At 73.1% G+C, this 21,744-nt stretch carries 22 protein-coding genes; 12 read left to right on the forward strand and 10 right to left on the reverse strand.

Translation table 11 applies throughout. From position 1 onward, the window contains the following. The first annotated feature begins 515 nt into the window (after positions 1-515). Complete coding sequence (locus GHR20_RS12405) at positions 516-875, forward strand: ASCH domain-containing protein (protein WP_153813206.1); 360 nt, start codon at positions 516-518, stop codon at positions 873-875. Between the two features lie 260 nt (positions 876-1,135). On the opposite strand, the gene GHR20_RS12410 is transcribed toward GHR20_RS12405, so the two are convergent. Both GHR20_RS12410 and GHR20_RS12415 read right to left on the reverse strand, forming a co-directional pair. Then, complete coding sequence (locus tag GHR20_RS12410) at positions 1,136-1,888, reverse strand: SDR family oxidoreductase (RefSeq protein WP_153813207.1); 753 nt, start codon at positions 1,886-1,888, stop codon at positions 1,136-1,138. Positions 1,889-2,055: 167 nt separating this feature from the next. Then, positions 2,056-2,529, reverse strand: a complete 474-nt coding sequence (locus GHR20_RS12415; protein ID WP_194858874.1) for a MarR family transcriptional regulator — start codon at positions 2,527-2,529, stop codon at positions 2,056-2,058. 154 nt (positions 2,530-2,683) lie between these two features. On the opposite strand from GHR20_RS12415, the gene GHR20_RS12420 reads away from it, so the two are divergent. The 3 genes from GHR20_RS12420 (at position 2,684) to GHR20_RS12430 (ending at position 5,165) form a co-directional block, all read left to right on the forward strand. Then, positions 2,684-3,934 carry a cytochrome P450 gene (locus GHR20_RS12420; RefSeq protein WP_153813209.1) on the forward strand — a complete coding sequence of 417 codons (1,251 nt, stop codon included), beginning with the start codon at positions 2,684-2,686 and terminating at the stop codon, positions 3,932-3,934. A gap of 198 nt (positions 3,935-4,132) precedes the next feature. After that, the gene (locus GHR20_RS12425) at positions 4,133-4,543 is read left to right on the forward strand and encodes a MarR family transcriptional regulator (protein ID WP_153815951.1); all 411 of its coding nucleotides are present in this window, start codon (positions 4,133-4,135) and stop codon (positions 4,541-4,543) included. Positions 4,544-4,565: 22 nt separating this feature from the next. Next, positions 4,566-5,165 (forward strand): cysteine hydrolase, encoded by a 600-nt coding sequence (locus GHR20_RS12430; RefSeq protein WP_153813210.1) that lies wholly within the window; start codon positions 4,566-4,568, stop codon positions 5,163-5,165. 82 nt (positions 5,166-5,247) lie between these two features. Here the strand turns inward: GHR20_RS12430 and GHR20_RS12435 are convergent, their stop codons facing one another. Then, on the reverse strand, positions 5,248-5,484 hold the full coding sequence (locus tag GHR20_RS12435; protein ID WP_241671011.1) for a hypothetical protein: 237 nt from the start codon (positions 5,482-5,484) through the stop codon (positions 5,248-5,250). A 38-nt stretch (positions 5,485-5,522) separates the two neighbouring features. Here GHR20_RS12435 and GHR20_RS36770 point away from each other — a divergent pair, with 38 nt between their 5' ends. Next, the gene (locus GHR20_RS36770; protein WP_194858875.1) at positions 5,523-6,107 is read left to right on the forward strand and encodes a hypothetical protein; all 585 of its coding nucleotides are present in this window, start codon (positions 5,523-5,525) and stop codon (positions 6,105-6,107) included. Then, positions 6,100-10,704, forward strand: a complete 4,605-nt coding sequence (locus GHR20_RS12445) for a caspase family protein (protein ID WP_153813211.1) — start codon at positions 6,100-6,102, stop codon at positions 10,702-10,704. Before GHR20_RS36770 ends, GHR20_RS12445 begins: the two co-directional genes overlap by 8 nt. Positions 10,705-10,714: 10 nt before the next feature. On the opposite strand, the gene GHR20_RS12450 is transcribed toward GHR20_RS12445, so the two are convergent. Next, complete coding sequence (locus tag GHR20_RS12450; RefSeq protein WP_111584740.1) at positions 10,715-10,942, reverse strand: hypothetical protein; 228 nt, start codon at positions 10,940-10,942, stop codon at positions 10,715-10,717. 16 nt (positions 10,943-10,958) lie between these two features. Further along, positions 10,959-12,113: an inorganic phosphate transporter gene (locus tag GHR20_RS12455; RefSeq protein WP_111584741.1), complete on the reverse strand. Its 1,155-nt coding sequence runs from the start codon at positions 12,111-12,113 to the stop codon at positions 10,959-10,961. 143 nt (positions 12,114-12,256) lie between these two features. Here GHR20_RS12455 and GHR20_RS12460 point away from each other — a divergent pair, with 143 nt between their 5' ends. After that, positions 12,257-12,655, forward strand: coding sequence for a helix-turn-helix transcriptional regulator (locus GHR20_RS12460; protein WP_172427631.1), 399 nt, complete (start codon positions 12,257-12,259; stop codon positions 12,653-12,655). 62 nt (positions 12,656-12,717) lie between these two features. Then, positions 12,718-13,134 carry a VOC family protein gene (locus tag GHR20_RS12465; protein ID WP_153813212.1) on the forward strand — a complete coding sequence of 139 codons (417 nt, stop codon included), beginning with the start codon at positions 12,718-12,720 and terminating at the stop codon, positions 13,132-13,134. Positions 13,135-13,157: 23 nt separating this feature from the next. On the opposite strand, the gene GHR20_RS12470 is transcribed toward GHR20_RS12465, so the two are convergent. The 3 genes from GHR20_RS12470 to GHR20_RS12480 all read right to left on the reverse strand — a co-directional run bounded on the left by GHR20_RS12470 (position 13,158) and on the right by GHR20_RS12480 (position 16,304). After that, positions 13,158-13,490: a DUF952 domain-containing protein gene (locus tag GHR20_RS12470; protein WP_153813213.1), complete on the reverse strand. Its 333-nt coding sequence runs from the start codon at positions 13,488-13,490 to the stop codon at positions 13,158-13,160. Between the two features lie 158 nt (positions 13,491-13,648). Further along, positions 13,649-14,785, reverse strand: coding sequence for a family 2 encapsulin nanocompartment cargo protein polyprenyl transferase (locus GHR20_RS12475; RefSeq protein ID WP_148027786.1), 1,137 nt, complete (start codon positions 14,783-14,785; stop codon positions 13,649-13,651). A gap of 112 nt (positions 14,786-14,897) precedes the next feature. Beyond that, positions 14,898-16,304: a family 2B encapsulin nanocompartment shell protein gene (locus GHR20_RS12480; RefSeq protein WP_148027787.1), complete on the reverse strand. Its 1,407-nt coding sequence runs from the start codon at positions 16,302-16,304 to the stop codon at positions 14,898-14,900. Between the two features lie 247 nt (positions 16,305-16,551). Between GHR20_RS12480 and GHR20_RS12485 the strand changes: the two genes are divergently transcribed. After that, positions 16,552-17,451: a pyridoxal-phosphate dependent enzyme gene (locus GHR20_RS12485; RefSeq protein ID WP_153813214.1), complete on the forward strand. Its 900-nt coding sequence runs from the start codon at positions 16,552-16,554 to the stop codon at positions 17,449-17,451. A 12-nt stretch (positions 17,452-17,463) separates the two neighbouring features. Here the strand turns inward: GHR20_RS12485 and GHR20_RS12490 are convergent, their stop codons facing one another. Further along, positions 17,464-19,059, reverse strand: a complete 1,596-nt coding sequence (locus GHR20_RS12490; RefSeq protein ID WP_153813215.1) for a Na+/H+ antiporter — start codon at positions 19,057-19,059, stop codon at positions 17,464-17,466. A gap of 61 nt (positions 19,060-19,120) precedes the next feature. On the opposite strand from GHR20_RS12490, the gene GHR20_RS12495 reads away from it, so the two are divergent. The 3 genes from GHR20_RS12495 (at position 19,121) to GHR20_RS12505 (ending at position 21,243) form a co-directional block, all read left to right on the forward strand. Continuing rightward, complete coding sequence (locus tag GHR20_RS12495; protein ID WP_111584747.1) at positions 19,121-19,381, forward strand: UBP-type zinc finger domain-containing protein; 261 nt, start codon at positions 19,121-19,123, stop codon at positions 19,379-19,381. A gap of 321 nt (positions 19,382-19,702) precedes the next feature. Further along, positions 19,703-20,119 carry an anti-sigma regulatory factor gene (locus tag GHR20_RS12500; RefSeq protein ID WP_009190566.1) on the forward strand — a complete coding sequence of 139 codons (417 nt, stop codon included), beginning with the start codon at positions 19,703-19,705 and terminating at the stop codon, positions 20,117-20,119. A 20-nt stretch (positions 20,120-20,139) separates the two neighbouring features. Continuing rightward, complete coding sequence (locus GHR20_RS12505) at positions 20,140-21,243, forward strand: RNA polymerase sigma factor SigF (RefSeq protein ID WP_181516446.1); 1,104 nt, start codon at positions 20,140-20,142, stop codon at positions 21,241-21,243. 45 nt (positions 21,244-21,288) lie between these two features. Here GHR20_RS12505 and GHR20_RS12510 read toward each other — a convergent pair whose 3' ends face one another. After that, on the reverse strand, positions 21,289-21,738 hold the full coding sequence (locus tag GHR20_RS12510; RefSeq protein WP_111584862.1) for a hypothetical protein: 450 nt from the start codon (positions 21,736-21,738) through the stop codon (positions 21,289-21,291). Positions 21,739-21,744 lie beyond the last annotated feature (6 nt).

The following is a 21,744-nucleotide window of genomic DNA, read 5'->3' on the forward strand; positions in this document are numbered from 1 at the left end:
CCACTCCGCTTCCTCAAAAGGCACCCAACGCCGGAGCCCTGTCTCACGCCGGCCTGATGACTGCCAGACCTTGGACGGCACCCCGGGCCTCGGCGGTCCCGGCACAGCACAAGGCCCGCCCGGCCGAGGTGCACCTGCTCACGATCGGCGACGGCGGTGCGGATGGCGCCCCGGCTGACACCGTGCTCCAGGGGACTCTCGACGCCCGTCCCAGCGGGGTCCTGCTTGCGCAGGCCCAAGCAGTCCGCACACAGTCCGCAGGACACCCGCTAACGACCGTCGCACCCCATCGCCACCAATCACCAAAAGGCCAGGTCAGCGCCCCACAGAAAACATCCCTGCAGGTCACCAACCCGCCCCACTACTAGGAGACGAAGAAGGCTTGATCCTTCCTCTCCCGCGGCAAGGGGGCCCCGTCGGCATGTCCGGCGGGGTCCCCTTGTCTGTGTGCGGGCGTCCCGTCATCCTGTTCCGCGCCGGATCGACGAACCAGCCGCCAGGAGCGTGCCCGCCCCGTGACCGACAGCCCTGCCCCCGTCCGCCAGCTCAGTCTCCATCGCCGGTACTTCGACCTCGTCGCGGCGGGTGCCAAGACCGTCGAGGTGCGGGTGAAGTACCCGCGTCTCGCCGACCTGGCGGCGGGCGACACCATCCGCTTCCGCGCCAACGGCACCGACGAGACCTGCGACGTACGGGTCCGGCGGGTCACCGAGTACCCGGACTTTGAATCCCTCCTCGACGGCGCAGGCTTCCCGAACGTCAACCCCACCGCCACCCGCTCTCAGCAACTCGCCGACATCCGGGCCATCTACCCACCCGAGAAGGAAGCGCTGGGCGCGCTGGCCATCGAGATCGAACGTATCGGTGATCAGTAGGGCGGGGGCGCCCGCCGGCCTCGACCGACGGATGGAGGAACCACACAGTGCCGAACCGCTCCTACCGTTTCGGCTCCGCGAACGTCGAGCTGGCCCGAGTCGCCGACGAGTCGGGCCGAGAAGTCGGTGCCGCCGTGGAGGAGCGGGACAGTCGCCTCGGTGGTGATGTCGTCGTAAGGCCGAGGGAACGGGCGAGATCCGGGCCGTACGGGCATGGCGCACCAAGAGTCACGCCGAACGGCCGGGCGGCGCTGCCTCCTTCAGCCGGACGCTTCGGCGGTGGGGCGGTCGAGCCAGTCGCTGTAGTGCGTGGGCGCGAGCAGGGCGTGCCGGTCCGTGAGGGCATCCCCCTCGACGGCGGCGAACATCCCGGCCGTGGGATCGGTGACGACCGTACGGCCGTCCCCCTTGCGGGACAGGGTGTAGCGGCCCAGCTCGTCCAGGGGGAAGACATCGGGGCCGGCGATGTTCTGGATGCCGTTGAGCGGAGAGCCCACGGCGACGTCCGACACCGCCGTGGTCACGTCCTCGGCGGCGATGGGCTGGAGCGGTGTGGTGGGCAGCCGGACGGAGTCGGCGTCCGAGGTCCAGGACATGATGGTGTCCACGAACTCCATGAACTGGGTGGCCCGGACGATGGAGTACGGGATGCCGCCGGCCGCGACGAGGTTCTCCTGGAGCACCTTGGCCCGGTAGTAGTCCAGTTCGGGCACCCGGTCCACACCGACGATGGACAGGACGACGAAGTGGCCGACGCCGCCCTTCTCTGCCGCGGCCAGGAGATGCCCCACAGAGGTGCGGAAGAAGTCGGGGGAGGCCGCGTCGAAGGTCGGCGAGTTCGTCACGTCGACGGCGACCTCCGCGCCCGCCATCGCCTCCTCCAGTCCCTGACCCCTGAGGATGTCGACGCCGGTGGACTTCGCGTGCGGTACCGCCTCGTGCCCGGCGGCGTTCAGGTGCTCGACGACCCGCGACCCGATCAGACCGGTACCGCCGATGACCGCGACCTTCATGGCACACCTTCCCGTAGGGGGTCATGTGCGGAATCCCGTAGAGGGTTATGTGTGGAATATGACATACGGGCGGTTACATGGGCAGGGCATGGATGGGAGGGTCCCCGCAGCAGCCTGTCACCCTCCTCGCGGCCGTCCCCACGTCGCCACACTCATGGCCGCCACGCTCACGGCCGCAGCACCGCCACGATCCGGTTGATCACCGCCGCCGCCGTCTCCAGCTCCTCCGGCGAGAACTCCCCCAGCGCCTCGCCGAGCCACCGCTTCCCCGTGGCCTCGGCGCGCGCGACCGCCTCCCGGCCCTCGCCGGTGGCCCGCGCCCGGCGCGCCCGCTGGTCCCCCGGTTCCCGGGTGGTGGCGACCAGGCCGCTGTCCTCCAGGCGGCGCACCTCACGGGTGACATGCGGGGCGTTCACCAGCAGGGCCTTGGCGAGCTCGCCCATCCGCAGCGGCTCCGGCGACGCGGCCAGCACCCGCAGCACCGCGAGGGACGCCCGGTCCACCGAGACCCCGGCCTCCCGGCGCAGCCTGCTGTGCGCGCGATTGCCGGTCATGGTGTACGCGAGCGCCGAGAGCGCGGTGTAGAGACCGTCCAGGGCCGCCCGCCCCTCGGACTCCGTGGGGTCCACCCGTCGTTCCATCCACCGATCATGTCGTACGGCCCCCGGCATGGCCCCCGCACCGGCGCCTCCGACCAAAACTTGGCCCCTACACCTATTCCGCCTCCCCCGGCAGCCGGAGTAACATGAAAGCAGCTTACTTACTTTTGTTAAGTAACCGAGGAGGTCCACGACGATGACCGAGACCCCCACCGCGCCGCCGGCCCCGACCCCTGCCCCCGCGTCGACCGCACCCCCCGCCTACGCCGCCCACCGCGCCCCCGGCTGCCCCTTCGACCCCCCGCCCGAGCGTCACCGGCTGCTCGCCGAGGGCCCGCTGGCCCGCATCTCCCTGTGGGACGGCAACGGCGCCTGGCTGGTGACCCGGCACGCCGACCAGGTCGCACTGCTGCGGGACGAGCGGATCAGCGCGGACAACCGGCTGCCCAACTTCCCGAGCGTGAGCGCCGGAAGCCAGGCCACCCGCGCCCACAGCCGCACGTTCATCTCCATGGACGAGCCGGAGCACAACGAGCAACGGCGGCGCTTCACCGCCGACTTCACCGTCAAGCGGATCAACGAGCTGCGCCCGCGCGTCGAGGCGATCGTCACCGGGCTGCTGGACGCGATGGAGCAGGCCGGGCCCCCGGCCGACCTGGTGCGGGCGTTCGCGCTGCCGCTGCCGTCGCTGGTGATCTGCGAACTGCTCGGTGTCCCCTACGCCGACCACGCCTTCTTCCAGCGGGTCAGCGCGGTGATGATCGACACCCGCAGCACCCCCGAGGTGGCGCTCGCCGCCTCCCAGGAACTGGTGGACTACCTCGGCGACCTGGTGGCGGCCAAGGAGCGGGACCCCGGCGACGACCTGCTCAGCCGGATGGCCGTCCAGTACCTGCGCACCGGGATCAGCACCCGCGACGAATGCGCCAAGCAGGCCCGGCTGCTGCTGGTGGCCGGGCACGAGACGACGGCCAACATGATCGCGCTCGGCGTCTGCGCGCTGCTCCAGCACCCCGAGCAGCTCGCGGCCGTGCGCGACGGCGAGCCGCGCCGGGTGGTGAACGCCGTCGAGGAGCTGCTGCGGTACCTGACCATCGTGCATCTGGGGCGGCGCCGGGTCGCGGTCGCGGACGTGGAGGTCGGCGGCCAGGTGATCCGCGCGGGCGAGGGCGTCGTCTTCGCCACCGATCTCGCCAACCGCGACCCCGGGGTCTTCGAGGACCCCGACCGGCTGGACGTCGACCGGGCCGCCCGCCGGCACATCGCCTTCGGCACCGGCCCCCACCAGTGCCTCGGCCAGAACCTCGCCCGGATGGAACTCCAGGTCGCCTACCCGGCGTTGCTGCGCCGGTTCCCGGGCTTGCGCCTGGAGCGGCCGCTGGCGGAGATCCCGTTCCGGGAGGACATGGCGGTCTACGGGGTGTACGAGCTGCCCGTCACCTGGTGACCGCCCGGACGCCTTGACGACCGACGGGGACCCTCGGCCAAGAATTCATCAAGCAACTTGGCAAAGTTGCTTGATGAATTCTACGGTGAGGGCGTGACCCCCGGCTCCCCTCCCGCTCCCCCGCCCACGTCGCCGTCCCCGGCTCCGCCCTCGTCCCCGTCCTCCCCCTCCGACACCGCGCAGCGGCTCAACCACGCGATGAAGCGCCTGCGGGCGCGGCTGCGCGCGGAGTCGGGGCAGCACGCGACGGGGCTGACCGCCACCCAGCTCGCCGTCCTGGCCGAGGTGGTGCGCGAGGGCCCGGTCACCGCGGCCCGGCTCGCCGTGCTGGAGCACGTCACGCCCCAGGCCATCGCCCAGAGCCTCGCGGTCCTGAAGGCCGCCGGGCTGGTGCACGGCGCCCCCGACCCGCGGGACGGCCGCCGCAAGCTGATCAGCGCCGATCCCTCGGCCGGCGCGCTGATCGAGCGGCTGCTCGCGGGGCGCGCGTCGTTCCTGGCCCGGGCGATCACGCAGGTCGTGCGGCCGGAGGAGCGCGAGGACCTGGAGAAGGCCGTCGAGCTGCTGGAGCGTCTTGCCGGGGCCGAGATCCACCCGCACACCCCCTGAGATCCGCGAGGAGAACCACCGCATGACCAGCCCCGCCGCCCTGCCCGCCCTCGACCCCGCGCGCACCGCCCTGCTGGCGATGGACCTCCAGGGCGGCATCCTGCCGCTCGTAGCGGACCCGGACGCCCTGGTCGAGCGGGTCAGGGGCGCCATCGCCGACGTCCGCGCCGCCGGCGGCACCATCGGCTACGTCCGGGTCGCCTTCACCGAGGACGACTGGGCCGCGATCCCGGAGACCAACAAGTCCTTCAGCCCGCTCGCCGCGGCCAGGCGCAACCATCACGAGGACCCGGACACCCAGGTCGACGCGCGGATCGCGCCCGAGGACGGCGACATCCTCGTACGCAAGGTCCGGATCGGCGCGGCGTCCACGACCGACCTCTACGAGCGGCTGCGCGAGCGCGGCATCGACACGCTGGTCCTCTCCGGCATCAGCACCAGCGGGGTCGTGCTGTCGACGCTGACCGACGCGGCCGACCGCGACTACCGCGTCATCGTGCTGTCCGACGGTGTCGCCGACCGGGACCAGGAGGTCCACCGGGTGCTGCTGGAGAAGGTGTTCCCGATGCGGTCGTACGTCATCGACGTCGCGGAGCTGCGCGAACTGCTGCGCTCCGCCTGACCGTTCGCGCGGCCGGCCGTTCGCCCGCCTGGCCGTTCGTACGCCGGCCCGCCCGCGTCCGTGCCCGCCCGCACGGGGGCGCTCAGGCCGCGCACTTCGTGACGAAGTCCGCGATGGCGTCCTGCATCTGCCGCAGGCCGGGCTCCTCCAGCGGGTAGTGCCCCGCGTGGTCGAGCATGACGGTGCCGACCGGGACCTTCGTGATCCGGGACAGGACCGGCACGCTGAGGTGATGCGGGGTCCAGCGGTCCTCGGCGGGCTGGGTCAGCAGGGGAAGGGGGGTCGAGGGCGCGCTCCCCCCGCTCCGCGCCCTGTTCATCCCTCCCGAACCGTTGCTAGCCTCCCGGCACGGCAAGCGTGACCAGGCGGACTGACGGGGGCGTCATGGACGTACGGCTGGACGCGGAGGGTCCCGAAGCGGCGGACCTGCTCCGTTCCTTACACGGGTGGCTGCGCGACGATCAGTCGCTGCGCGGCCGGCTCGGGCTGCGGGAGCGGCCGCCGGACCCCGGGGCGCTCGGACCGGTGGTGGACGCGGTCGTGGTGGCACTCGGACCCGGGGGCGCGGCGACCGCGCTGGCCACCGGGGTCATCGCATGGCTGCGCGGCCGGCGCGGTGAGGTGCGGATGAAGGTGACCCTGGAGGACGGCCGCTCGCTGGAGCTGACCGCCAGGCGCGTGGCCGGTCTGGACGCCGCCGCGCTACGGCAGCAGACCGCCGACCTCGCCGCCCTGCTGAACGGGGAGGGGGCACCGAACCGAACCGGGACGGGGGCACGGGGCTGGAATCGAGCGGCAGGGACAGCAACGGGGCTCTGGAACCGGGCGGCAGGGACAGGAACGCGGCGCCGGACCCGGGCGTTCGGGGCGGGGGCGCGGCGCCGGACCCGGGCGGCCAGGGCGGGGACGCGGGGCCGGGGCGCGGCGGGCCGGCATGAGTGACCTGACCGGCGCCGGCGTCCGCGTCCTTCTTCTCGCGACCGCCGAGCACGACGGCCCCGCCCTGCCCTCCATGCCCTCCGTCGCCCCCACCCACCGCGCCCTGCGTGCCGCCCTGACCGAACGCTGCGCGGTGCCGCCCGAGCGGATCAGAGCCGAACTCGACCCGCCCGACGCCCGGTTCATGGCCCAGGCGGTCGCCGAGGAGGCACAGCGGGCGGACGGTGTCCTGCTCGTCCACTTCGTCGGGCACGGACTGCTTGACGCGGACGGCGAGTTGTACCTCGCGGCCCGCGCCACCGACCGGCTCACCCCGGGCCTCGCCGCCCACCAGGCCCTCTCCTTCGCCGCGTTGCGCCAGGCCCTCACCGCGAGCCGCGCCGCGTCCGTCGTCCTGCTCCTCGACTGCTGCTTCTCCGGCCGCCCGAGGCTCGGCCACGGCGGGTCCGTACCGGCGTTCAGCACCGAGTCCACACCGGGCCTGTACTTCATCGGCTCCGCCGAGCAACTCGCCCTCGCCCCACCGGAGTCCGAGCGCACCACGTTCACCGGCGCGCTCATCGACGTACTGAACGACGGCGATCCGCGCGGGCCGCACCCGATGACCCTGGACTCCGTGTACGACGCGGTCTTCCGCACCCTGCGCGAGCGCCAACTCCCCTTGCCGCGACGGCAGGCCGAGGGCCTGTCCGGCAACCTGGTCCTCGCGCCCAACCCGGCGGTGGCCGTGCCCGAGGCGGACCCGGAGGAACCGGCCGCGCCCGCCCCGGGCCGCTCCCCCTACCTCGGCCTGTTCCCGTTCACCCCGGACGACGCGCGGCTGTTCCACGGGCGGGAGCGGATGGTCGATCGCCTGCTCGACGCGCTCCACGAGGAGACCGGGGCACCGGAGACGGAGGGCCCGGGGGCTGAGGAGACCGGGCCCCCGACGGAGCCGCCCGGAGCGGAGGAAGCCGGACCCCCGGCCAGGACGCCGGGAGCGGAGGGAGCGGGGCCTGGTGCGCGCGGCCCCCGGATACTCGTCGGCGCCTCCGGGTCCGGCAAGACCTCGCTGCTCAACGCCGGTCTCCTGCGCCGGCTCCGGGACGGGGCGCTGCCGGGTTCGGCCGGCCGGCCCGTGGTGCGGATGACTCCCGGTGCCGCCCCTCTGCGCCGGCTCGCGGAGCGGTACGCCGTACCGCCGGACGATCTCGGGGCGCTGCGCACGGACCCCGAGCGGGCCGCCGCCGAACTGCTCGACCGGTTGCCCGGCGCGCGGGACGGGCGGCGACCGGTGCTGCTGGTCGACCAGTTGGAGGAGCTGTTCACGCTCTGCGGCGACGACACCGAACGGAGCGCGTTCCTGCGGGTGCTGAACGCCCTCGCCGCCCGCGCGCTGGTCGTCCTCGCCCTGCGCGCGGACTTCTACGGCCGGGCCGCCGCCGAGCCCGAACTGCTCTCCACCCTGCGCGACCGTGCCGTCCTGGTCGAGCCGATGACCACCGCCGAACTGCGGGCCGCGATCGAGGAACCGGCCGCCCGCAACGGCCTTCGGCTGGACGACGGCCTCGCCGAGTTGATCCTGCACGAGTTCGGCGCGCTGAGCGGCGAGGGGCCCGCCGCCGGTGCCCTGCCCCTGTTGTCCCACGCCCTGTTCGAGACCTGGCGCAGATGCGAGGGCACCCGCCTGACCTTCGCCGGCTACCGCGCCACCGGGGGCATCTCCGAGGCCCTCGCGCGCACCGCCCAGGAGATCCACGACCACCTCGACGCCGAGGGCCGGACCGTCCTTCAGCGGCTGCTCACCCGGCTGGTCCGGGTCGGCGAGGGCGACTCCCCCGACACGGCCCGGCCGGTGGACCGTACCGCCCTGGTGCACGGGCTGCCCGCACAACCGGCGCGGCGGGTGATCGAGCGGCTCACCGCCGCCCGCCTGCTCACCCATGAGCAGGACACCACCCGGCTCAGCCATGAGGCGCTGATCCGCGCCTGGGCCCCGCTCAAGGGCTGGGTGGACGCGGACCGCGCCTGGCTGCGGCTGCGCCAGCGGCTCACCGACGACGCCACCGCCTGGGACCGTTCCGGGCGGGACCCCGCCCTGCTCTACCGGGGCAGCCGGCTGTCCGCCCTGCGCGACCGTCCGGGGAGCGCCGCCGAGGGCGGCCGGGACCTTGACCCGCTGCCCACCGCGTTCAGGGACGCGTCGATCCGCCAGGAACAGAAGGGTGTCCGCCGCCGCCGGGCCGCCGTCGCCGTGCTCACCACGCTCCTCCTGCTCGCCACCACCGGGCTGATCGGCTCGCTGGTCTTCCAGCGGCAGGCCGAGCAGGCGCACCGGCGCGACCTCGCCCGCTATCTCGCGGCCGAGGCCGAGAACCTGCGCACCACCCAGCCGGGCCTGGCGAAACAGCTCAGCCTGATGTCGTTCGAGATGAACAAGGACGCCGGCCGCGCCGCCCTGCTGAACAGCCGGCGGGCCCCCGGTCTGATCAACGGCGGACAGCCCGCGACCGACCTCGCCACCAGCGCGGACGGCAGGACGCTCGCGATCTCGTCCGGCGACACGCTCGTGCTGCGCACCAAGGACGGCCCGGCGCGGGTCACGGCACCCTCGGCCGGTTCCGTCGCCGTCAGCAGGGACGGCCGGACCCTGGCCGCCGTCACCTACCCGGACCAGGGCTCGGGGCCCGCGACGGTACGGCTGTGGGACCTCACGCACCCGGCGAAGCCCCGGCCGACGGCGGCCCTGAAGACGGGCGGCCCGGTCCGCGCGCTCGTGTTCGGTGCCGACGGCGAGGTGCTGTACGGCGGCGCCGGGGACGGGCGGATCCTGCGCTGGCACCTCGGCGGCCCGGGGGCGCCCACCGCGCTGCCGGCGCTGGACGACCGGTCCGGGAAGATCGACTCGCTCGCCGCCTCCCCGCGCCGGGACCTGCTGGCCGCGATGAGCGTGGACGGCCGGATCGCGGTGTGGAAGGTGGCCGACGCGGCGCGTCCGGAGCGGGTGACCACACTGAGCGGCGCGCCGTACACGACGTCCGCCCCGGGCGCCCTGCACCGGGTGGCGTTCGACCGGACCGGGCGGCTGCTGGCGGCGCCGATGGCGGTCAAGAACGAGTACGGCCTCGGGCTGTGGCGCCTCGACGACCCCCGCCGCCCCCAGCGCATCCGCCGGGAGGGAGAGGGCGAATACGAGGCGTCGAACTGCATCGGCGCCCTGACGTCCCTGGCCTTCAGCCCGGTCCGCGACCAGATCGTCGGCACGTGCGACAAGTGGCACGCCTGGGCCTACAGCGCGGACTCCCTCAACCACCTGCTCGTCGCCGGGGCGTCGGTGGCCACTCCGACCGGATTCAGCCCGACCGGGACGATCCTGTTCGATCCCGGCAAGAGCCGCCGGCTGATGCTGACCACCGACCACGGCGTGCTCGTCTGGTACCTGTCCAATGCCATGCAGCCGGGCGCCGACGCGACACTGCCGCTGAGGACCGGAACCGGGAGCCGGCTGGACTTCCGCAGGTCCGGCCGCAGGCAGCTGCTCGCCTGGGAGGGCGCCGGGGCCAACTACCTGGTCGACGTGACCCACCTGGACAGACGCCGTCTCCTGGCCGTCACCCGGGCCCCCGACATGTTCACCGGCGCGGACATCGCGCTGAGCCCCGACGGGAAGCTGCTCGCCGATGTCGAGGTGTACAAGAAGGGCAGGACGCAGTACGTCGGCGTACGGCTGCGGGACACCACCCGCCCGGACGCCCCGCTGCTCGGCACCATCGGCGACGAGCTGCACGACGGCGTCCAGGCGATCGCCTTCAGCCCCACCGAGCCGTTGCTCGCGATCTCCGACGCGAACGGCTACGTGGCCAGGAACAAAGTGCCGCCCGTCGTCCGGCTCTTCGACATCAAGGACCCACGGCACCCCCGGCAGGTCGGCACGATCGCGTCGGGCTCCCTCGAATTGGCGTTCTCCCCCGACGGCAGGACGCTGCTCGCCCCCGACTGGGCCATGCCCGACAAGACGACCGGCAGGACCGCCTGGTCCCGGCTGGACAGCTGGGACGTCACCGACCCGGCCCGGCCGACCAGGCTGTGGACGCACCGGCTGCCCACCGGCACCAGCTCGATGGACCTGGCCTTCCGGCCCGACGGCAAGCTGCTCGCGCTCTCTCTGAACGACGGCACCCTGGCCCTGTGGCCCCTCGCCCACGACCGCCTCACGGGCAGACCGGTCGCCACCGCGCAGATCGGGCAGTACGGCAGCCCCCTGTCGTTCAGCCCGGACGGCACCCGGCTCGCGCTGATCTCGACCGTCATCACCGCGGGCGACGACGACGGCTCCCGCCCCGAGATCTGGGACGTGCGCGACCCCGCGAACCCCGACCGGGAGTCGTACCTGGCCTCAGACGCCCCGGGCGAGCTGTACTCGGTCCTCTTCAGCCCCGACGGGCAGCGGCTCGCCGTGGTGCGCGGCTCCGACTCGGGCGGGGTCGATCTGTGGAGCATCACCGCCGCGCCCCTCGTCTCCGACCTGTGCGACTCGGTCGGCGACCCGATCAGCAGGAAGCAGTGGCGGCAGTACCTGCCGGGCAGGCCGTACGACCCTCCGTGCGGGACCGGCGGCTAGCGCGCGGCGGTCAGTGCAGCTGGGGCACGATCAGGTAGATGCCGTACCCCACCACCACCGCGCAGGCCAGGAAGCACAGTCCCGCCTGGGCGCGGGCCAGGGTGGCGGCGGGGCCGGCGCGGCGGTCGGCGGCGCGGGAGAGGCCGAGGACGCCGAGGGTGAAGACGACGACCACGGCGACGGTGACGCCGAGGCTGACCGCGGCGACCCGGGCGAGGGCGGACCAGTCGATGTGCATGGCGGACTCCCGGGGTTCAGACGGCCGAGCCGATGTCGGTGGGGGTCTGGGAGCGGACGGTGACCTCGTGGTGGTCGTTGACGTTGTCGGCGTGCACCGGGTTGCGCCGGGAGACGGCGACGACGCCGAGGGCGAGCGCCAGCGCCACCAGGGCGACGACGACGGTGCCGATGGTGCCGCCGTGCTTGACCACGCTCGCCGCGAGCCCGCCGACCAGCGCGGCGAACGGCAGGGTGATCAGCCAGGCCAGCGCCATCCGCCCGGCCACGCCCCAGCGGACCTCCGCGAGCCGGCGGCCGAGGCCCGCGCCGAGGATGCTGCCGGAGGCGACCTGGGTGGTGGACAGGGCGAAGCCGAGGTGGGCGGAGGTGAGGATCACCGCGGTGGAGGCCGTCTCGGCGGCGAAGCCCTGCGGCGACTGGATCTCCGTCAGTCCCTTGCCCATGGTGCGGATGATCCGCCAGCCGCCCAGATAGGTGCCGAGGCCGATCGCGAGGCCGGCGGAGCCGATCACCCAGACCGGCGGTCCGGCGTCATGGCCGAGCGCGCCCGCGGAGATCAGGGTCAGCGTGATCACGCCCATGGTCTTCTGCGCGTCGTTGGTGCCGTGCGCGAGGGAGACCAGGGAGGCGGAGGCTATCTGGCCGAACCGGAAACCCTTGGTCACCCGGTCCTGGCGGGCGCGGGCGGAGAGCAGATAGGCGAGGTAGGTGGCGGCGCAGGCGGCCGCGCCGGCCACCACCGGGGAGACGAGGGCGGGCAGCAGCACCTTGTCGAGGACCTGGTCGAAGTGCACCCCCTTGGACCCCGCGCCGACCCAGACCGCGCCGATCAGCCCGCCGAACAGGGCGTGCGAGGAACTGGAGGGCAGCCCGGCGAGCCAGGTCGCCAGATTCCACAGGATCGCCCCGACCAGCCCGGCGAAGATCATCGCGGGGGTGACCACCGCGTCGTCCACGATGCCCCCGGAGATCGTCCGGGCCACCTCGGTGGACAGGAAAGCGCCCGCGATATTGAGAACACCGCTGATCAGGACCGCGATTCTGGGCCGGAGCGCGCCGGTGGCGATGGAGGTGGCCATCGCGTTGGCGGTGTCATGGAACCCGTTCGTGAAGTCGAACGCCAGCGCCGTCACGATGACGACCGCCACGAGCAACGTGATGTGGTCCATGACTCCAGCCAACCAAGACCTGGCCAATTCCGCGCGAACTGGGAGCGAAGGCCCAGGAATGCGCGGGAGGAGAAGGGGTGCGGAGGCCGGGGCCGGCGGCTGGTCCGGGTTCGCTGTCGGCGGGCTGTGCCAAGCTGGTGGGCGTGAGTCTGGAGGATCTGCGGCGGCTGCGGCGGGTACGGGACCGGATGGACCGGGAGTACGCCGAGCCGCTCGACATGAGCGAGCTGGCGCGCGGCGCCCTGATGTCCCCGGGCCATTTCCAGCGCAGCTTCCGCAAGGCGTTCGGGGAGACGCCGTACAGCTATCTCATGACCCGCCGCATCGAGCGGGCCAAGGCGCTGCTGCGCCGGGGCGACCTCACGGTGACCGAGGTCTGCCTGGCCGTGGGGTGTACGTCCCTGGGGTCCTTCAGCTCCCGTTTCACCGAGCTGGTCGGCCGGACCCCGAGCGCCTATCGCGCCGCCTCGCACGAACCGGCCGCGGTGATCCCCTCCTGTGTGGCCCGCACCTTCACCCGGCCCCGCCGCCGCCCCTGTTGATCTTCCCGGGCCGTTCCCCGGAGCCGCGCGCGCCGGGGCCCCGACCGGCTTAGCGTGAACGCATGGACGTACGACTCGCACAGTGCTTCATCGCCGTGGACGACCACGACAAGGCCCTCGCCTTCTACCGCGACATCCTCGGTCTGGAGGTCCGCAACGACGTGGCCTTCGAGGGGATGCGATGGGTGACCGTGGGCTCGCCGCACCAGCCGGACGTGGAGATCGTGCTGGAGCCGCCGGGGGCCAGCCCGGACGCGTCCCCGGCCGACCGGCAGGCGCTGGCCGAACTGCTCGCCAAGGGCATGCTGCGCGGGGTCATCCTGGCCACCGACGACTGCGACGCGCTGTGGGAGCGGCTGCGCGCGTCCGGCGCCGACGTCCTCCAGGAGCCGACCGACCAGCCGTGGGGCGTCCGCGACTGCGCCTTCCGCGACCCGGCGGGCAACCTGCTGCGCTGCTCCCAGCGCCCGTCGGCCTGAACTCCCCTACGGCACGCGGCACTTCAGCGCCAAGGCTCCACCTCCACGACGGCGCTCACCGGCAACGGGCCGTAGAGGTGCGGGAATTCCTCCCCGCCCTCCTTCACCGGCTCGTACCTGAGCGGCGCGTCCAAGAGCGCCGGGTCCACCACCAGGACCACCAGTTCGTCCGGGCCTTCGTACGCGCCGTACAGGAACGCGGCGACGGCCGGGAGCTGCTCGCGGGAGGAGAAGTGGATGAAGCCCACCTGGTCGAGGGTGCGGCCCCGGGTCGACACCTCGTAGGTGCCCCGCTCGCGCGCGGCCTCCCACAGGGAGCGCTCGGTGATGTGGACGACGCGGGACGGTTTCGGCATGGCTCCACGGTAGACGGCGGGCCCCGTGAACTGTGGGGATTCACGGGACCCGGCCGACCGGAGCCCCCGGGGCACCGTGCGGGGTCAGGAGCCGCACGGGCCCGGGGACTCCGGGTCCTGGGGGCCGCCGGACGGACCGGCGGCACGGACCGCGGCGCTCAGCTGCTGCGCCGGGTCACGAACTCGGCGAGGGCGAGCAGCCCGCCCGCCGCCTCCGGGTCCGGGATCGCCCGGGCCAGCTCCTGCATCGCGCGGGCCATCCGGTCGGCCGCCTCCGCCTGCGCCCAGTCCCGGCCGCCGGCCCGCTCCACGGCCAGCGCGATCCGCGCTATGCCCTCGCTGTCCCCGGTGAGGTACGGCTTTCCGTACAGCGCGGCGAGTTCGGCCGCCGCCGGGGTGCCGGAGACGAGCGCCGCCACCACCGGCAGGGACTTCTTACGGGCCGCGAGATCGGCACCGGCCGGCTTGCCGGTCCGCAGCGGCTCACCCCATATCCCGATGACGTCGTCGATCAGCTGGAAGGCGAGCCCCGCCTGACGGCCGAAGCCGTCCAGCGCGGCCACCTCCTCGGGCCCCGCGCCCGCGTACAGCGCGCCGAGGGCGCAGGCGCAGCCCAGCAGCGCTCCCGTCTTCGCCTCGGCCATGGCGAGCACCTCGTCCAGCGTGACCTCGTCCGGGGCGCGGTGCTCCAGGTCGGTGTCGGCGTGCTGGCCGGCGCACAGCTCCAGCACGCAGTCCGCGAGCCGGGCGGCGGCCGGGCCCGCGGCCGGGTGCGGGTCCTCGGCGAGCAGCCGCAGCGCGAGCGCCTGGAGCGCGTCCCCGGCGAGGATCGCGTCGGCGTCCCCGAACACGGTCCAGACCGTGGGCCGGTGCCTGCGGGTGGGGTCCCGGTCCATCACGTCGTCGTGCAGCAAGGTGAAGTTGTGGACCAGCTCCACCGCCGCCGCGGCCGGTACGGCGGCCGCCCGGGCCGCCGTACCGCCGAGCGCGGTGGCCGCGGCGAGCACCAGGGCGGGGCGGATCGCCTTGCCCGCGTGGCCCGCCGCCGGGCTGCCGTCCACGTGCTCCCAGCCGAAGTGGTAGCGCGCGATCCGGCGCATGGAAGCGGGCAGCGAGTCGACGGCGGCGCGCATCGCCGGGTCGACCAGGGCCCGGCTCCGCTCCAGCAGTGCCGGCGCCTCCTGCCCGTCGTGCGGGCCGGGGCCGGTGTCACCGGTCCCCCGCCGCCCCTCCGGTGTGCCGGGGTACGGCACACCGGAGGGACGTTGTTCGGTCTCCGTCATGGACTCGGCCATGTCTCCCCCTCGCCAGGTCCGCGGGCCTCGGCGGATCCTGCCCGGCCGGACGCGTACCCCGAGGGTGTACCCGTCCGGGCGGCCGGGGACACGGCCGCGACGTGCGGAAACGTCACCTCCACCGGCCGATTTCGACGTTCTCCAGCACGCCGAGCGCGTCGGGCACCAGGACGGCGGCCGAGTAGTAGGCCGTGACCAGGTACTTGATGATCGCCTGTTCGTTGATCCCCATGAAGCGGACGGACAGGCTCGGCTCGATCTCGTCCGGGAGACCGGACTGCCGCAGACCGATGACGCCCTGTTCGTCCTCGCCGGTGCGCATCGCGATGATCGAGGTGGTGCGCGCCTCGCTGATCGGGATCTTGCCGCAGGGGAAGAGGGGCACGCCGCGCCAGGTCGGGATGCGGTTGCCGCCCATGTCGATGGTCTCCGGCACCAGACCGCGCTTGTTCAGCTCGCGGCCGAACGCGGCGATCGCGCGCGGGTGGGCGAGGAACAGCTTGGTCCCGCGGCGGCGGCTGAGCAGCTCGTCCATGTCGTCCGGGCTCGGCACGCCGTCGTGCGGCTGGATCCGCTGGTCGTACTCGCAGTTGCTGAGCAGACCGAACTCCGGGTTGTTGATCAGCTCGTGCTCCTGGCGCTCCTTCAGCGCCTCGACCGTGAGCCGCAGCTGCTGCTCGGTCTGGTTCATCGGCTGGTTGTACAGGTCGGCCACCCGGGAGTGGACGCGCAGCACGGTCTGGGCGATGCTCAGTTCGTACTCGCGGGGCCGGGCCTCGTAGTCGACGAAGGTGTGCGGGATGTCGGCCTCGCCGGAGTGGCCGGCGGCCAGGTCGACGGCCTTCTCGCCGTACTTGTTGGTGCGCTGCTCCGGGATGGAGCGCAGCTGGGCCAGGTGGTTGCGCAGGGACTCCGAACGCTCGGAGATCTGCTCGAAGTCCTGGCGGCTGAGGATCAGCACGGTGCTGGCGGTGTCCGCGCGGACCGTGTACTCCCAGATGGCGTCCGGGTCGACCAGTGCCTGGTCACCGAAGTAGGAGCCGTCGGCGAGGACGCCGAGGACCGAGTCGTCGCCGTAGGGGCCGGTGCCGATCTTCTCGACGCGGCCGTGGGCGAGCAGATACACCCCGTCGTTGCGGTTGCCGAAGTCGGCGATGATCTCGCCGGGGGCGAAGTCGCGCTGGCGGCAGCGCCGGGCCAGCTCGGCCAGCACCTCTTCGTCCTCGTACGACCGCAGGGCCGGGAGTTCGCCGAGTTCGGCCGGGATGACCTCGACCTGGCCCCCGGTCTTGACGAAGGTGATGCGGCCGTCGCCGACGGCGTACGTCAGCCGGCGGTTCACCCGGTACGTGCCGCCCTGGACGTCCACCCAGGGGAGCGTGCGCAGCAGCCAGCGGGAGCTGATCTCCTGCATCTGCGGAACGGACTTGGTGGTGGTGGCCAGGTTCCGCGCTGCCGCGGTCCCGAGGGACTGCTGCGGCTTGCCCTGATCCGTGCGGAGCTCTTCGCCTACCGACATGTGGAAATGCCCTCCCATGTAATGCACCGGTCGCAACGGGCCGGTCTCGCATCGAGCGTCCCATCACGCACGGTTGCCACGCCATTACCCGAAAGAGGGGGAATGGATCATCGGACTAGTGGGCAGAAAGGAGGACCGCGAAAAAGGCGCCGTGCTCGGGCCGTACCCGGAACGCGTTCGGGACGTGCTCGGCCCGCTATCGGGCCACGCTCGGGTGCGACTCCGCGGCGTCGGCGACAATGACTCCGTGACCAGCAGCGATCCCCTCGCCCCCCGCCTCCCCTCGCCCCTCCGGGAGCTCCGGGACGAGCGGTTCGACCGGCACGGGGTCCGGCTGGTGCTCAAGCGGGACGATCTGATCCACCCCGAGCTGATCGGCAACAAGTGGCGCAAGCTCGTGCCGAACATCGCCGCGGCCGGCGGGCGGCCGCTGGTCACCTTCGGCGGGGCCTACTCCAACCACCTGCGCGCCACCGCGGCCGCCGGACGGCTGCTGGGCATCGCCACCACGGGGGTGGTGCGCGGTGAGGAGCTGGCCGGGCGGCCGCTCAACCCGTCCCTCGCCCGGTGCGCGGCCGACGGGATGCGGCTGCACTTCGTCGACCGGCCGGCCTACCGGCGCACGTCCGAGCCGCGGACGCTGGCGGCGATCCTGCGCGCGGCCGGCGCCGAGGGCGCGTACGTCGTGCCGGAGGGCGGCAGCAACACGGCGGCGGTGCGCGGCTGTACGGCGCTCGGGGCGGAACTGCGCGGGCACGCCGATGTCGTCGCGGTCGCCTGCGGCACCGGCGGGACGCTCGCCGGGCTCGCGGCCGGGCTCGCGGACGGGCAGCGCGCGCTCGGCGTGCCGGTCCTCAAGGGCGGCTTCCTGGCGGCCGACGTCGAGGCGTTGCAGGAAGGTGCCTTCGGCGGTCGTACCGGTACCTGGTCGCTGGACGACCGCTTCCACTTCGGCGGATACGCAAGGACCACCCCCGAACTCGACGCGTTCGCCGAGGACTTCGAGCGGCGGCACGGACTGCCCGTGGAGCGTCTCTATGTCGCCAAGTTGCTCTACGGACTCGTCGCCCTCGCCGAGGAGGGCGCCTTCCCGCGCGGCACGACGCTGGCGGCCGTCGTCACCGGCCGGCCGTTCCCCGAGTCCTAGCCACGCGGCGGGCTACGCCGCCTCCCGGTACGCCGCCGCCTCCTCCAGGTCCAGGTGCCGCAGCAGCGCGCGCAGCATCTCGTCGTCGATGTAGCGGTGGTCGCGCAGCCGTACGAAGACCTGGCGCTCGGCGCTGATCATGGCACGGGACAGCCGGCGGTAGGTGTCGTCCACGGACTCACCGGTGACGGGGTTCGCCTGGCCGAGGCGCTCCCAGACGGCGTTGCGGCGGCGCTCCAGGACGTCGTGGAGGCGGTCGGCGAGCGGCGGCGGCAGCGCGTTGCGCTCGTCGGCGAGGAGTTCTTCCAGGCGGCGTTCGGCGGCCAGGGACGCCTGCGCCTGGGCGTTGGCCTCGGCCAGGGTCTCGGCCTGGCGGTCGCGGCCCGGGAACTTCATCAGGCGGATCAGCGGGGCGAGGGTGAGGCCCTGGACGACCAGGGTGCCGATGACCGTGGTGAAGGTCAGGAAGAGGATCAGGTTGCGCTGCGGGAAGGGCGCGCCGCCCCGTACCGTCTCCGGGATGGAGAAGGCGATGGCCAGGGACACCACGCCCCGCATCGCCGCCCAGGAGACCACGACCGGCGCCCGCCAGGTGGGGTTCTCCTCGCGCTCCCGGACGCGCCGGGACAGGACGCGCGGCAGGAAGGTCGCCGGGAACGTCCAGACGAACCGGGCGGCCACGACGACCAGGAAGACGGCGATCGCGTACCAGGCCGCGTCGGCCCCGTGGTAGGCCGCGAGGCCCTTGAGGATGGGCGGCAGCTGGAGGCCGATCAGCGCGAACACGGCCGACTCCAGCACGAAGGCGACCATCTTCCACACCGCCTCCTCCTGGAGCCGTGTCGCGAAGTCGACCTCCCAGGCGCGGTGCCCGAGGTAGACGGCGACCACGACGACGGCGAGCACCCCGGAGGCGTGCACCTGCTCGGCGACCCCGTAGGCGACGAACGGGATCAGCAGGGAGAGGGTGTTCTGCAGCAGCGCCTCGGTCAGCCGGGTGCGCAGCCAGTGGATCGGCACCATGAGCACCAGGCCGACGACGACGCCGCCGACCGCCGCGCGCAGGAACTCCTCGATGCCGCCGGCCCAGGTGGAGCCCGCGCCGACGGCGGCGGCGACGGCGACCTTGTAGGCGGTGATCGCGGTGGCGTCGTTCAGCAGGGACTCGCCCTGGAGGATCGTGGTGATCCTGGACGGCAGCCCGACCCGGCGGGCGATCGCCGCGGCCGCGACCGCGTCCGTCGGCGCCACGACCGCGCCGAGCACCAGCGCGGCGGGCAGCGGCAGCCCGGGTACGAGGAGATAGGCGGCCCAGCCGACGACGAAGGTCGCGAAGAGCACGTAGCCGACGGACAGCAGCCCCACCGGGCGCATCTGGGCCCGCAGGTCCAGGTAGGAGCTCTCGGTGCCCTCCTTGTAGAGCAGCGGGGGCAGCACCAGGGGCAGCACGACCTCGGGTTCGAGCGTGTAGTCGGGGATGCCGGGGACGTACGACACCACCAGGCCCGCCGCGACCAGCAGCAGCGGCGCGGGCACCGGGGTGCGTCGGGCGATCCCGGCGACCGCGGCACTGCCCGCGACCAGCAACAGCAGGGGCATCACGTCCATGCTTCTCGCCCACCCTCGTTTTCCGCGCGGCCACCCGCACACCCGTCGTAATCTGGCAATCATGAAACAGTGCACGCACGCCGACGCGCTGCCGCGACCGGAACCCGAGCCGCGCTCCGCGACCTGCCCCGAGTGCCTGGCGAGCGGGACGCACCCGGTGCAGCTGCGGCTCTGCCTGACCTGTGGCCATGTCGGCTGCTGCGACTCCTCACCGGGCCGGCACGCCACCGGGCATCACGAGCAGACCGGGCATCCGGTGATGCGGACGTTCGAACCGGGCGAGGACTGGCGGTGGTGCTTCGTGGACCACGTCCTCGTCTGAGCGGTTCCCGGGTCCGATCGTTGATCATCTTCTCGTTCGGGCACTGTGTCGTGTGACACTGCATGCGGCGGCGTGCGCACGACGGTTCGGGCGTCTGACGTCTGGGTACGTCAACCCGGCGCGCGCTCTTCCGATTTGGGGCCGCACACCCCCTAGACACGGAGCGTATCCACAGCTTTACTGTGAGTGACGCCAGGGGGTCGGGGTCCCGGGGACGGAAACATTCGGCGCGCGATAGCGTCACCGCTTGAACCACCTACGCGTTAGCCCCGGGGGGCGACCCTCGGCCCCTGTAAAGCTTGTACCACCATGGAGGTGAGGGTGTCCCAGATCGCAGGCGAACCCGCGGCGAACCAGGATTTCGTGGAGGTCCGGCTGCCGGCCGCGGGTGCCTACCTGTCGGTGCTGCGGACGGCCACGGCCGGTCTGGCGGCCCGCTTGGACTTCACCCTGGACGAGATCGAGGATCTGCGCATCGCCGTGGACGAGGCTTGCGCGATCCTGCTCCAGCAGGCCGTGCCTGGCTCGGTGCTCAGCTGTGTCTTCCGGCTCGTCGACGACTCGCTGGAGGTCACCGTGTCGGCCCCGACCACGGACGGCCACGCCCCCTCGCGGGACACCTTCGCCTGGACCGTGCTGTCGGCCCTCGCGGGGAAGGTCTCGTCCGCCGTCGACGAGGACAAGACGGTGTCCATCAGCCTCTACAAACAGCGCGGCGCGGGTCCCGGGCCGGCGTGAGGGAGAACGGGGACGGTCCGGTGCGGGACGAAGAGCGCGGCACGCGTGAGCTGCCGACCGGGGACGGGGGTGCCCCCTGGTCGAGTGCGGCGGAGACCTCCGGGGAGAGCCCCCGCGACGGTTCCCGGCGCATGGCGGACGGCATCGACGGCATCCCCGAGCAGGCCAGGCCACACCCGGAGGACCACTCCGCAGGGCCCGGCGATGCGGGCGCGGGCCCCGACTCCTCGACCGAGGCGCGCGGCGGGGCCGCTCCCGCCGGCCGCGCGGGGGCGAGGGCTCGGGGAAGGGCTACGGGCGGGACGATGAGCGAGCACGAGCGATACGCGGACGACGACGCGCTGAGCGCGGAGGCCGCACCGCACGACCCGCACGACCGCAGCGGCGCCCGTGCGAAGTTCGTCGAACTGCGCGGGCTCGACACGGGCAGCGCGGAGTACGCGGAGCTGCGCAACCAGCTGGTCCGTATGCATCTGCCGCTCGTGGAGCACCTGGCGCGCCGGTTCCGCAACCGCGGCGAGCCGCTGGACGACCTCACCCAGGTCGCCACGATCGGTCTGATCAAGTCCGTGGACCGGTTCGACCCGGAGCGCGGCGTGGAGTTCTCCACGTACGCCACGCCGACCGTGGTCGGCGAGATCAAGCGGCACTTCCGGGACAAGGGCTGGGCGGTCCGGGTGCCGCGCCGCCTCCAGGAGCTGCGGCTCGCGCTGACCACCGCGACGGCGGAGCTGTCCCAGCTGCACGGCCGCTCGCCGACGGTGCACGAACTGGCGGAGAAGCTCGCGATCTCCGAGGAGGAGGTCCTGGAGGGCCTGGAGTCGGCGAACGCGTACTCCACGCTGTCCCTGGACGTCCCCGACACCGACGACGAGTCCCCCGCGGTCGCCGACACGCTCGGCGCGGAGGACGAGGCGCTGGAGGGGGTGGAGTACCGGGAGTCGCTCAAGCCGCTGCTGGAGGATCTGCCCCCGCGGGAGAAGCGCATCCTGTTGCTGCGGTTCTTCGGGAACATGACGCAGTCGCAGATCGCGCAGGAGGTCGGCATCTCCCAGATGCACGTCTCCCGGCTGCTGGCGCGCACGCTGGCGCAGCTGCGGGAGAAGCTGCTGGTGGAGGAGTAGCGCGCGGAAGCGGAAGCGCGTGGGAGCGGTGGTGGCGCGCCTGCCCTACTCGGCGCGGCCCGGGCCCTTGATGTTCAGGGCCTGGGTCGTCTCGCGGTTGACGAGCAGCACGAGCGCCGCGACGGCCACGACGGCGAGCACGATACCGACCGGCACGGCGATGCCGCCGGACTTGAGCATGTTCAGCCCCACCGGGAGGGCCATCAGCTGGGTGATCACGGCGGGGCCCCGGCTCCAGCCGCGGCGCAGCAGCAGGCCGCGGGCGGCGAGCAGCGGGAGCAGGGCGAGTACGGCGAGGGTGATACCCAGCGTCACGGCCTGCTGCCGGCCGTCGGGGGCGCCGGTGATGCCGAGCACGAGGACCCAGAGGCCGCCGACGAACAGCGCGACGCCCTCCAGGCCGGCCAGCGCGGCGGCGTAGGTCAGCCGACGGGGACGGGGGCCGGTGCCCTGGACTTCGGCGGTGTCCGGTACGGAGGTCTGCTCGCTGCTCACCTCAGC

This window comes from Streptomyces sp. SUK 48, assembly GCF_009650765.1.
Taxonomy (GTDB): domain Bacteria; phylum Actinomycetota; class Actinomycetes; order Streptomycetales; family Streptomycetaceae; genus Streptomyces.